This window comes from Microbacterium sp. JB110, from assembly GCF_003335195.1.
Classification (GTDB): Bacteria; Actinomycetota; Actinomycetes; order Actinomycetales; family Microbacteriaceae; genus Microbacterium.
The window spans coordinates 180017-191462 of sequence record NZ_QPGM01000010.1; the positions used below are offsets into that span (position 1 = coordinate 180017).

General features: G+C 67.5%; 13 protein-coding genes. 10 read left to right on the top strand and 3 right to left on the bottom strand.

Annotation, left to right across the window (positions count from 1 at the left end):
* Positions 1-17 precede the first annotated feature (17 nt).
* The 5 genes from CIK77_RS16305 to CIK77_RS16325 are packed head-to-tail and all read left to right on the top strand — an operon-like array spanning position 18 to position 4783.
* Complete coding sequence (locus tag CIK77_RS16305) at positions 18-1274, top strand: FAD-dependent oxidoreductase (RefSeq protein ID WP_087056419.1); 1257 nt, start codon at positions 18-20, stop codon at positions 1272-1274.
* Positions 1271-2119 carry an NAD-dependent epimerase/dehydratase family protein gene (locus tag CIK77_RS16310; protein WP_087056420.1) on the top strand — a complete coding sequence of 283 codons (849 nt, stop codon included), beginning with the start codon at positions 1271-1273 and terminating at the stop codon, positions 2117-2119. The genes CIK77_RS16305 and CIK77_RS16310 overlap by 4 nt, the downstream gene beginning before the upstream one ends.
* Complete coding sequence (locus tag CIK77_RS16315) at positions 2116-2904, top strand: ABC transporter ATP-binding protein (protein WP_087056421.1); 789 nt, start codon at positions 2116-2118, stop codon at positions 2902-2904. The genes CIK77_RS16310 and CIK77_RS16315 overlap by 4 nt, the downstream gene beginning before the upstream one ends.
* Before the next feature lie 8 nt (positions 2905-2912).
* On the top strand, positions 2913-3785 hold the full coding sequence (locus CIK77_RS16320; protein WP_087056422.1) for an ABC transporter permease: 873 nt from the start codon (positions 2913-2915) through the stop codon (positions 3783-3785).
* The gene (locus CIK77_RS16325) at positions 3782-4783 is read left to right on the top strand and encodes an ABC transporter substrate-binding protein (protein ID WP_087056423.1); all 1002 of its coding nucleotides are present in this window, start codon (positions 3782-3784) and stop codon (positions 4781-4783) included. Before CIK77_RS16320 ends, CIK77_RS16325 begins: the two co-directional genes overlap by 4 nt.
* A gap of 143 nt (positions 4784-4926) precedes the next feature.
* On the opposite strand, the gene CIK77_RS16330 is transcribed toward CIK77_RS16325, so the two are convergent.
* Both CIK77_RS16330 and CIK77_RS16335 read right to left on the bottom strand, forming a co-directional pair.
* On the bottom strand, positions 4927-5979 hold the full coding sequence (locus CIK77_RS16330; protein ID WP_249268726.1) for a cation diffusion facilitator family transporter: 1053 nt from the start codon (positions 5977-5979) through the stop codon (positions 4927-4929).
* Entirely contained in the window at positions 5976-6356 is a 381-nt protein-coding gene (locus tag CIK77_RS16335; RefSeq protein WP_087056424.1) for an ArsR/SmtB family transcription factor, read from the bottom strand. The genes CIK77_RS16330 and CIK77_RS16335 overlap by 4 nt, the downstream gene beginning before the upstream one ends.
* 74 nt (positions 6357-6430) lie before the next feature.
* Between CIK77_RS16335 and CIK77_RS16340 the strand changes: the two genes are divergently transcribed.
* Positions 6431-7417: a TIGR03560 family F420-dependent LLM class oxidoreductase gene (locus CIK77_RS16340; protein WP_087056613.1), complete on the top strand. Its 987-nt coding sequence runs from the start codon at positions 6431-6433 to the stop codon at positions 7415-7417.
* 68 nt (positions 7418-7485) lie between these two features.
* A complete protein-coding gene (locus CIK77_RS16345) occupies positions 7486-8292 on the top strand; it encodes an SGNH/GDSL hydrolase family protein (protein WP_087056425.1) in 807 nt (268 codons plus the stop codon).
* On the opposite strand, the gene CIK77_RS16350 is transcribed toward CIK77_RS16345, so the two are convergent.
* Positions 8208-8831 (bottom strand): TetR/AcrR family transcriptional regulator, encoded by a 624-nt coding sequence (locus tag CIK77_RS16350; RefSeq protein ID WP_087056426.1) that lies wholly within the window; start codon positions 8829-8831, stop codon positions 8208-8210. The two genes, CIK77_RS16345 and CIK77_RS16350, sit on opposite strands and share 85 nt — an antisense overlap.
* Before the next feature lie 74 nt (positions 8832-8905).
* Between CIK77_RS16350 and CIK77_RS16355 the strand changes: the two genes are divergently transcribed.
* From CIK77_RS16355 to CIK77_RS16365, 3 genes are all read left to right on the top strand, one after another.
* A complete protein-coding gene (locus CIK77_RS16355) occupies positions 8906-9220 on the top strand; it encodes a DMT family transporter (protein WP_087056427.1) in 315 nt (104 codons plus the stop codon).
* A 1-nt stretch (position 9221) separates the two neighbouring features.
* Positions 9222-9587, top strand: coding sequence for a DMT family transporter (locus CIK77_RS16360; protein WP_087056428.1), 366 nt, complete (start codon positions 9222-9224; stop codon positions 9585-9587).
* 33 nt (positions 9588-9620) lie between these two features.
* Positions 9621-11446 (top strand): proline--tRNA ligase (locus CIK77_RS16365; protein ID WP_114347289.1); only part of this gene is annotated, 1826 nt, incomplete at its 3' end.

Consider the following 11446-nt stretch of genomic DNA (forward strand, 5'->3'; position numbering starts at 1 on the left):
CGAGACGCAGGGAAGCGATGAATTCGGAGAACACGACATACGACGTGGTCGTCATCGGTGGAGGTTCCGCGGGGATCTCAGCCGCGATCGGCGCGAGTCAGGCGGGGGCGCGTGTCGCCCTGGTCGAACAGTACGGATTCCTCGGCGGGGCCGCGACGAACGGTTCCGTCCTGACTCACTGCGGGTTCTTCGACCAGACCCGCACGCAAGTCGTGCGGGGGGTCGGACAGCTGATGCTCGATCGGCTCGACACGGAGAGCATGTACCGCACGCACACTCTGCCCGAGACGGGCAACACCGTCGTCCTGCTCGACCTGGAGACGGTGAAGGCGACCTACGATCAGCTGGTCTCAGAGGCAGGCGTCGACGTGTTCCTGCACAGCAGACTCATCAGCGCTGCCGTCGACGACGGCTCTCGTATCAGTTCTGCGGAAGTCGTACATCGAGGAGGCCGCGTCAACCTCGTCGCGCGAGCGTTCGTCGACGCGAGCGGCGACGGAGAGCTCATCGCCGCAGCGGGCGCGGGAAGCCTGCTGTCGCCCGTTGCGGAGCGTCAGGCGTCAACCCTCGTGATGCGCGTCGGAAATGTCTGTGAGGACGCTTCATTGGCACAGACAGACATGGACGAGGCCGTTACTGCGTATCGGGATTCACATCGGACGGAGATTGTGCGCACCAGCGGCATCGCCGTGCGCATGCCCGTCTCGCGCGAGGTGATGCTGCTTCTGGCGGATCAGCATCGTGACGCCCTCGATGTTCGTGAGCTCACCGCCGCTGAGATGGATGCCCGCCGCATGGCCGCGGAGTACATGCACGCGTTCCGCGCGAAGATGCCCGGCTGGCAGGATGCGTTCCTCGCGGCCACAGGCCCGCAGATCGGGATCAGAGAGACCAGGCGTCTGCGAGGAGTCGACGCTGTAACGGCCGGCGACGTCACGGCCGGACGGAAGCGGCTGGACGATGGCATTGCGCGATGTGGATGGCCGATGGAGAATCACGTATCACCTGGTGTCACCGAGTACGGCGGGATCGCGGAGAAGGGGTGGTACGGCATCCCGTACGGTGCGATCGCGTCGGATACGACGGAGAATCTGTGGGCCGGTGGCCGGCTCACGAGCTCCGACCAACGCGCATACGCATCGTTGCGCGTGATGGGGACGTCCTTCGCGACGGGGCATGCGGCGGGCGTTGCAGCCGCTGTCTACGCAGACGGCAGGACCCGCGACCTCGGGCGTACGAGAGCGGAGCTGGAGCGCCAGGGAGCGCTGCTGTGACCGGCGGACTTCGTGTTGCCTTGACAGGTGCGGCCGGTTCTCTCGCCGCCGATGTCATTCCTGGGCTTCTCGAGCGCGGGCATCGCATCACTGCGATAGATGAGCGACCGTTGTCGGCACTCCCCGAAGAAGTCCGCACCGTCGAATGCTCGATCACCGACCGGGAGGAACTCGCGGCGGCTGTCGCCTCGAGCGACGTCATCGTTCACCTCGCCGGTATCCCGCTGGAGGCACCGTGGCAGGACATCCTCGCGGTCAACGTCGATGGAACCCAGGCGATTCTTGAGGCTGCGCGCATTGAAGGCATCAGCCGAGTGGTACTTGCCAGTTCGATCCACGCTGCTGGCTTCGTGCCCGTGCCCCCGGAGGGCGAGTTCGTCCCGGACGATGTGGCCGCGCGGCCAGACACCTTCTACGGCGCGAGCAAGGCGATGCTCGAGTCCCTCGGTGCCCTGTATAACGATAGGCACGGTATCGACGTGGTCTGCCTGCGTATCGCCTCGCGGTTCCCTCGGCCGATGGATGAGCGGATGCTGAGCACCTGGCTGTCTCCAGATGACGCGACGCGGCTCGTGCATGCATCGCTCATGATCTCCCGCCCCGGATACCGTCTCGTCTGGGGAGTGTCGGCAAACAGCGCTGGGTATCTTTCACCGCGCGGCGGGCGAGCGATCGGCTATGAGCCGCAGGATGATGCGGCTGTGTACGCGTCGGCGCTGGCAGAGCGCTCAGCGCATGATCAGACCATCGGCCTCAGCGAATGGGAGCGTCGCTTCATCGGCGGCGAGTTCTGTTCGGCTGAGCCTCCCCGTTTCATCCCCTTTGCAGAGCGAGAGCAATCATGACAGCAGAATCCACGGCCACGGCGTTCGAAGTTCGTGGGGTGTCCAAAGTGTTCCCCGGCGCGACGACGGTGCAAGCGCTGCGTAACATCGACCTGTCGCTAAGAGAAGGTTCGTTGACATGCATCGTCGGTCCGTCCGGTTGCGGGAAATCGACGCTGCTGCGAATTCTCGGCGAGCTCGAGAGCGCAACGACGGGCGAGATCGTGCACAATCTGAAGGTCGATCGCGTTCCTCGTTCGGCATTCGTGTTCCAGGAGCACGGGGTGTTCCCCTGGTTCAACGTGCTCCAGAATGTCGCGTTCGGTGAGCAGATGGCGGGCGTCTCCAAATCGAGGCGCGAGGAGACCGCGCGCGAATGGATCGGCAAAGTCGGACTTGTGGGCTTCGAAGGCGCGTATCCGCACCAGCTCTCCGGGGGCATGAGGCAGCGCATCGCCATTGCACGCGCCTTTGCGACGGGATCGCCGTCCCTGCTGATGGATGAGCCGCTCGGTGCTCTTGACGCGCAGACGCGCATCCTGATGCAGGAGCAGCTCGTCTCGCTCTGGGAAGCCGAGCGCAAGACCGTCGTGCTCGTGACGCACTCGATCGAAGAGGCTCTGCTCCTTGGGGACCAGATCGTGATGATGTCGGCACGCCCTGGTCAGGTCAAGGAGGTCATCGATATCCCGTTCGAACGTCCCCGCTCGACCGCGATCGAGGCTGATCCCGAGTTCGCCCGCATGAAGCAGGACATCTGGGAATCGCTGCGCGACGAGGTCCAGGCCTCTCTGAGCTTCAAGTGAGGAATGACATGAGCACAACACCTCTGACCACGTCACACCCGTCAGGAAGTGACGCTGATCTCGAAGCAGCGGTCGAACGCCAGTATCGGCGCGCGCGTCGCCTGAAGACTCGCGACCTCGGCCTTGCGATTGCGACACCGATCCTGCTGCTCACCCTGTGGGAGATCGCGGCGCAGACCGGGCTGATCGATTCGCGCCTGTACAGCCCGCCGTCGGCCATCGGCATCAGGGGATGGGAGATGGTCGCTTCCGGCGACCTCTGGATCCACGTCGGCGCGACGATCGCTCGACTCGCAGTCGGCTTCATCGCCGGCTCTGCTGCCGGCATCGTGGTCGGCCTACTGATGGGCTTATGGCGCCCCGTTCGCGCCGCGCTCGAGCCGACGTTCACCGCGCTGTACGCATTGCCGAAGATCGCCATCCTTCCGCTGCTTCTGCTGATCTTCGGGCTCACCGAGACGCCGAAGATCCTCTCGGTCGCCATCAGCGTGTTCTTCGTCGTGCAGATCAATACCCTCAGCGGCATCATGCAGATCGATGCGCGCATCCTGGAGGCCGCACGCGCCTACAAGGCCAAGGGAATGAACCTGTTCCGACATGTGCTGCTGCCCGGCGCGCTGCCGGCGATCATGACGGGCCTGCGGGTGTCCGCCGGTATGGCGGTGATCGTCATCACGGCGGTGGAGTTCGTGGCATCGAACGAAGGGCTCGGCTACCTGATCTGGAACTCATGGCAGCTCTTCCAGCCGGCCACGATGTTCGTGGGGCTCATCACAGTGGCGCTGATCGGGGCGAGTGTCACTGGGCTCATCATCCTGCTCGAACGAGCACTTGTCCCATGGCGCCGTGCCGGCGCCGCAACCAAGAAGGAGCGCAAATGAAGCGAAAGATCGCCGCAGCGAGTGCGGCATTGATCGCCGTGACGGCCCTCGTGGGCTGCGCGGGAGATTCGGAAGGCGGCGACGATGCCGCGACAATCGAAGTCGGCATCGTACAGCTGTCGATATTCGCCCCGATCTATGTCGCCGACGCGAAGGGGTACTTCGAGGAGGAAGGCCTCGACGTGAACATCGAGAACGTGAAGTCCGGCCAAGACGCGATCCCCTTGGCGTCCAGCGGCAAGCTCGACGTGGTCGCAGCTGGCTTCTCCGCCGGAATGTTCAGTGCGATCGAGACGGGGCTCGACGTCCGCGTCGTCGGCTCGATGGGAGTAGCCGGTCCCGAAGGCGAAGAACCTGCGTCAGCGCTGGTCGTTCGCCGTGATCTGATCGATTCGGGCGAGATCTCATCCGTCGCCGATCTGGCGGGGCACAAGATCGGCGCACTGGGCGGAGACGCAGCCACAAGCGCCTTCTACGTCTCGCAGGCACTCGAAGAAGCGGGCCTTTCGGCATCCGACGTCGAGTTCGTCAACCTCTCCAACCCCGATGTCCCGGCAGGGCTGGAGACCGGCGGTATCGATGCCGCGTTCGCATCCGCGCCGTTCTGGGGGCAGGCGGTGGAAGACGGAACGGCCGACATGCTCTGGACGACCCCGGAAGGCACGTCGGGCACCGGCGTCATCTACGGCGGCCAGTTCGCCGAGACTGAGCAAGCACAAGCGTTCTTCGCTGCGATCGCGCGCGCGGCACAGGACCTGCAGGGCGATGCGCGCTACTCCGATGAGAACCTCGAGATCATCGGTGACGCAACGGGTCAGACTCCGGACGAAGTCGCCTCGGTTCCTCTGTACCACTGGGAGCCGGATCTGAAGCCGCTGCCGGATCAGCTGGCCACGATGGAGCGCGTGTGGCTTGAACTCGGCGCGCTGGAATACGACGAGCCGCTCGACCCGGAACTCTACGTCGACACTTCGTTCAGCGACAACCTCGCGGAGTGATCGGCACGGGGCGACGGGCGGGCTTGCTCCGTCCTCGCCCCGCGCTGTACTTCATGCGGGCCGGAGGTTTCACGGGACACGCGTTGCCTGACCAGCAGAAAGCACGCCGGATGACGTGTTCGGCAGCCTCGCAGCGCTGTCGGTCACAGTGCCGCAGTGAGGGAGTGCGGCGCCGGGCCGCCGTGCGTGGGCGGATGCACCTCGACGGTGAACTCGTCGAGATGGGGGAGGTGCTCTCTGGCCTCGGCGACGACGTTCGCCCTGACCTGCTCGGCCTCGGCGAGGGACGCCGCCTCGGCGGTGATGCAGGCCTCGCCGTGCAGGCGGTGGCCCACCCAGCGAAGTCGAACGTGGCCGACATGCTCGATGCCTGCCACGTGGGAGAGGGCGATCTCGGCGCGGGAGACGAGGTCGGCGTCGACGCCGTCGAGCAGTCTTCGGATGACGGATCTCGCGGTGCCGATCAGCATCACCACGAGCATGGTGCCGATCAGCAGGCCGACGATGGGATCGGCGAGGGGGAAGCCGGCCGCGACGCCGATGCCTCCAGCGACCACGGCGAGTGAGGTGAACCCGTCGGTGCGGGCGTGCACGCCGTCGGCGACGAGGGAGGCCGAGCCGATGCGACGCCCGACCCGGATGCGGTAGGTGGCGATGAGCTCGTTCCCGACGAAGCCGATCCCTCCGGCCGCGATGACGAGGGCGAGATTCTGCACCGGCTGCGGATGGGCGATCCTGTCGATCGCCTGCCAGATCGCCAGCGCTGCGGACGCAGCGATCGCCAGCACGATCACGATGCCGCCGAGATCCTCCGCGCGGCCCAGACCGTACGTGTGGGTGCGGGTCGGGCGGCGCCTGGCGAGCACGAATGCGATCCACAGCGGAATCGCCGTGAGTGCGTCGGCGAGACTGTGCAGCGTGTCGGCGATCAGTGCGACCGAACCGGTGAAGGCGATCACGATCGCCTGTGCCGCCGTGATCGCCAGCAGCAGCACGAGGCTGACCTTGACGGCTCGAATGCCCGCACGGTTGGCGGCGCGCGCGTCGTTGATCGCATCCGCGGGGTCGTGCTCGTGCGGCGCGAAGACGGCGCGGAGGATGCCGCGCACACCGCGGGCGTGCTCATGCGGGGGAGCGGCACCAGGGTCGGGGCAAGCCGTCGCGCCTGGCCGTGGGTCGTGAGGGCTCTGGGTCACGGTGCCCCCTCGATCCCGGCGGGCTCCGTCATGTCAGCGTGGTGACGGGGCATTCCGACTGCATGCTCCGCCTGCTGGATCGCCTGTGTCACCAGCTGCGTCGCATGGTCGTCCTGCAGTCGGTAGAACACACGCTGCCCGACCTGCCTCGTGGTGACCATCCGGGCCATCCGGAGCTTCGCGAGGTGCTGCGACACCGCAGTCGGCGACTTGTCGACGATGTCGGCGAGATGGTTCACGGACAGTTCGCCTGCGCCGCGCAGAGCCATCACGATCCGCACCCTGGTCGCATCGGCGAGCATCTGGAAGACCTCGACCGCGAGCTCGACGAAGGCATCGGCCTGGCCGAATCCATCCATCTGCGTATCTGCGTCCATACGCAGATATTCGCACGATGAACATCGGATGTCGAGCGGTGACCGGCGTGTCGTGGCGGTCGTATGCTGGCCGCATGAGATTCGGCACATTCATTCCACAGGGCTGGCGCTTCGACCTGGTCGGCATCGATCCGGCCGAGCACTGGGAGACGATGCGCCGGCTGGTGCAGCGCGCCGACGAGGGGGCGTGGGAGTCGGTCTGGGTGTACGACCACTTCCACACCACGCCCGTGCCGAGCGACGAGGCCACGCACGAGGCCTGGACCCTGGTGTCCGCCTTCGCCGCGTCGACGAGCCGGGTGCGTCTCGGTCAGATGTGCACGTGCATGGGGTACCGCAATCCCGTCCACCTGGCCAAGGTCGCCGCGACGGTCGATCACGTGTCAGGCGGCCGCGTCGAGATGGGCATCGGCGGCGGATGGTACGAGCACGAGTGGCGCGCGTACGGATACGGGTTCCCCGAGGTGCCGGAACGGCTCCGGATGCTGCGGGAGGGTGTGGACATCATGCAGCAGGCATGGCTGACGGGTTCTGCCACCCTCGACGGTCGTCACTTCAGCGTCGACGGCGCGATCGTGCGCCCGCTGCCCGTGCAGGACGGCGGCATCCCGCTGTGGGTCGCGGGCGGCGGCGAGAAGGTGACGCTGAAGATCGCGGCGCAGTACGCCTCTCACACCAACTTCCACGGCGACCTCGATACGTTCCGCCGCAAGAGCGACGTGCTGCGCGAGCACACGGACCGCCTCGGCCGAGACTTCGCGGAGATCACCAGATCGGCGAACTTCAACACCGTGATCGCAGAGACCGAGGCGGAGGTCGAGGACCGGCTGCGCGCGATCGAAGCGCGCCTCGCCCCGTATCTCGGCGACAAGCTCGAAGGAGCCATGGCCCAGTACCGGCTGCCAGGTGCGTTGGTCGGCACGGTCGAGCAGGTGTCGGAGAAGCTTGCGACGTACGGTGACGCGGGGTTGGGGTACGCCATCCACTACTTCCCTGAGGCGGCCTACGATCGGTCCGGCGTCGAGCTGTTCGAGCGCCGGGTGATCCCCGCACTGGGCTGAGGGCGCGAGCGCGCCGACAGCAGGGGTGCGTTCACGCACGGTTCACGCAGGTGATGTCTCATCCGACTATGAGCCGTGCGCGCCGCGTCGTGATCGCCTCGGTCGCCGCCGGGGCGGCCCTCGCTGGGTGGGGCGTGCGAGCGCTGCTGGTGCGCCAGGCGGCCGTGGCGCGCGAGCGCATCGGCAAGCCGCTCGGTGAGGATTCCATCCCGGCCGACCGCATCTGGAGCCGCAAGCTCGACGGAGAGCCGATCGAACTGCTCGTGCTGGGCGACTCGCTCGCGGCGGGCCTCGGAGTGGAGCATCGCAAGCAGACCCTCGGCGGACGCGTGGCGAAGGGGCTGGCGCGCCGGATGTCGCGACCGGTCAGGCTGTGCACGGCTGCGGTCGTCGGGTCGGAGTCGAAGGCCCTGGAGGGGCAGCTCGATGCGCTGCCTGGTGACTACCGACCGGATGTCGCCGTCGTCATCGTCGGCGGCAACGACGTCACGCATCTCGTCTACCCGGCCGTCGCCGCGGGGCAGCTCCACCGCGCCATCCGGCGCCTGCGCGATCTCGGCACGCGCGTGGTCGTCGGCACCTGCCCCGATCTCGGCGCGATCCGGCCGGTGCCGCAGCCGCTGCGAGGCATCATGTCGCGGATGTCGCAGCACATGGCGATCGCTCAGACGCGGGCCGCGCGGCACGCGGGCGCTGTTCCTGTGAGCCTGCGGAGGGCGCTGAGAACGGCGTTCCGCGATGATCCGGACGGCATGTTCAGTCTTGACCGGTTCCACCCCAGCGCCGCGGGCTACCGCCGCACCGCCGAGGCGCTTCTGCCGGCGGTCGAGCAGGCGGCGCGGCGGAGTGGGCCTGCGTTCTCGGGAAGCCAGTGATCGAGGGCAGCGGTTGCCCAGGCGGACTCCTCTGCGGGGTCCTGGACGATGAGGTGCAGGGCGAGGCCGTCGATCAGTGCGTGCAGCGCGTCGATGTCGCGGGGGTCGGTGAGACCGACGGCGATGGCGGCCCGTGCGCAGACCGCGCGCACCTCGCCGTCGAGGGTGCGCCGAAGGGGCTGCAGCGCCGGATCAGCCTTCGCAGCCACGCCGAGCGCGATGGTGACGCTCATCTCGGTGCGGCGCTCGTCGTCGAGCGGAAGCAGTTCGAGCAGCGCCGCTCTCGCCCACTCGTGCGCATGCACGTCCGTCGGGAGCGCCTCGATTCGCGCGCGGATGCGCTCACCGGCTGCCGTGATCGCACGAGCGCGTACGGATGCCTGCGTCGGGAAGAGGTAGCGAAGCGAACTCGGCGCGATCCCGGCCTCGGCCGCGACCCGGCGCACGGACAGTGCCGCGACGCCCTCGGTTTCGATCACTCGCCACGCTGCGGCGACGACCGCACGATCGCGCTCGTCCTGGTCCATCGTCCTTGGCATGGCTCCATAGTCGCACAGTTGTGCGGGAACGTGCTAGCCTCTTCTCGTACAGTCGTGCGAGAAAGGTGGCAGTGATGGCGTGGGCCGTGCTGATCGCATCGGGCATGCTCGAGGCCGTGTGGGCCACGGCGCTCGGAGCGTCCAAGGGCTTCAAGAAGGCGGTGCCGACGGTCGTGTTCTTCGTCGCGCTGGTTGCCAGCATGGCGGGTCTGGCGTTCGCGATGAACACGCTGCCGACGGGCACGTCGTACGCGGTGTGGGTCGGAATCGGCGCAGTGCTGACCGTGGTGCTTGCGGTGGTGCGCAAGCAGGAGAGGCTCTCGCTCATTCGCACCGCGCTGCTCGTGCTGCTGATCGGCAGCGTGATCGGGCTGAAGGCGGTGAGCTGAGGTGGCGTGGATCGCACTTCTGGTCAGTGCCGTGCTCGAGGCAGTATGGGCGACTGCGCTCGGTGACAGCGAAGGGTTCTCGCGGCCCGTGCCGACGATCGCGTTCCTCGTCGCGCTCGCGCTGAGCATGCTCGGCCTCGGCTGGGCGACGAAGACGATCCCGATCGGCACGGCATATGCAGTGTGGACCGGAACCGGAGCTGCGCTCACCGTGGCGTACGCCATGCTGACGGGGGCGGAACCTGTCACGTTCCTGCGGGTGCTCTTCGTGGCAGGCATCGTCGGCGCCGTGGTCGGGCTCAAGCTGGTGCCTGCACCGCGCCCGCGCGGCGGGGAGCAGGCCCCGACGGACACCGGGCGCGCGTAGGCGACGCGGGCGGGCACGCCATAGACTCGTCTCGTGGTCACTCGTCTCTCTCAGCTCTTCGTCCGCACACTCCGTGAGGATCCCGCCGACGCCGAAGTGCGCAGCCATCGGCTGCTCGTGCGCGCCGGGTACATCCGGCGCCAGGCGCCTGGCATCTTCGCGTGGCTGCCGCTCGGTCTGCGCGTGAAGACGAAGCTCGAGCAGATCGTGCGCGAGGAGATGGCCGCCGCCGGCGCGCAGGAGGTGCACTTCCCCGCGATGATGCCGCGTGAGCCGTACGAGGTGACGGGCCGCTGGGAGGAGTACGGCGACGCCCTTCTCCGTCTGAAGGACCGCCACGGGGCCGACTACCTGCTCGCACCGACCCATGAGGAGGCCTTCACTCTGCTCGTGAAGGACCTGTTCAACTCGTACAAGGACCTGCCGCTGTCGATCTTCCAGATCCAGGACAAGTACCGCGACGAGGCCCGTCCGCGCGCCGGTCTGCTGCGCGGTCGCGAGTTCACGATGAAGGACGCCTACTCCTTCGACGTCGACGACGCGGGGCTCGACGCCAGCTATGACGCCCAGCGTGCGGCGTACGAGCGCATCTTCCAGCGGCTCGGTGTCGAGTACGCGATCGTCAAAGCCGACGCGGGCGCGATGGGCGGTTCGCGCAGCGAGGAGTTCCTGCATCCGACAGCCGTCGGAGAGGACACGTTCGTGCGCAGCGAGGGCGGCTATGCGGCGAACGTCGAAGCGTTCACCACGACGGCACCCGAGCCGGTGCCGTTCGACGGGCTGGCTGAGCCCCGGCTGCTGCCGGAAGCCGACACCCCGACGATCGACACTCTCGTCGACCACCTGAACGCGACCTCGCCTCGGGGCGACGGCCGCGCATGGCAGGCGTCCGACACTCTCAAGAACGTCGTGCTCGCGCTGACATGGACCGAGCTCGGCGGCGGCAAGGACGCTGAGCCGATTCGGAGGACGAAGCTCGTCGTCGTCGGCATTCCCGGTGACCGCGCCGTGGACATGAAGCGCGCCGAGGTCGCCTTCGCAGGCTACGAGGTGGAGATGGCCGGCGAAGAGCAGCTGAAGAAGGCGAAGGCCCTGTTCGGCCCTGAGCTCGTTCCCGGCTACATCGGCCCGGTGGGGAGCAATCACGCCAGCGGCAGGGAGGGTCAGCAGCTCGGCCTCGACGACCGGGTCGTGGAGGAGAACCCCGAAGCGCGCATCGAGTACCTGCTCGACCCCCGCGTGGTCGACGGCACGTCGTGGGCGACCGGCGCGAACGAGAAGGGCAGGCACGTGGCCCACCTGGTCGCGGGGAGGGACTTCGTCGCAGACGGCATCGCAGAGATCGCAGAGGTCCGCGACGGCGACCAGGCACCCGACGGCTCAGGGCCCGTGACGCGTGCGCGCGGTATGGAGATCGGGCACATCTTCCAGCTCGGACGCAAGTACGCCGACGCGCTCGGGCTGAAGGTGCTCAACGAGAACGGCAAGCTCGTCACGGTGACGATGGGGTCGTACGGCATCGGAGTCACGCGCGTGCTCGCGCTCATCGCCGAGCTGTTCAGCGATGACAAGGGCCTGATCTGGCCCGAGTCGATCGCCCCGTACGACATCCACATCGTCGCGACAGGCAAGGGCGGCGAGCCGTACGAGCTCGCGGAGAGCGTCACCGGGCAGCTCGAGGCAGCGGGCTTCGACGTGCTCTACGACGACCGGCCGAAGGTGTCGCCCGGTGTGAAGTTCGGCGATGCCGAGCTCCTCGGTGTGCCGCAGCTGCTCGTCGTCGGACGCGGCGCCGCCGACGGCGACGTCGAGCTCTGGGATCGCCGCTCCGGCGAGCGCGAGACGCTGCCGGCGGCGGC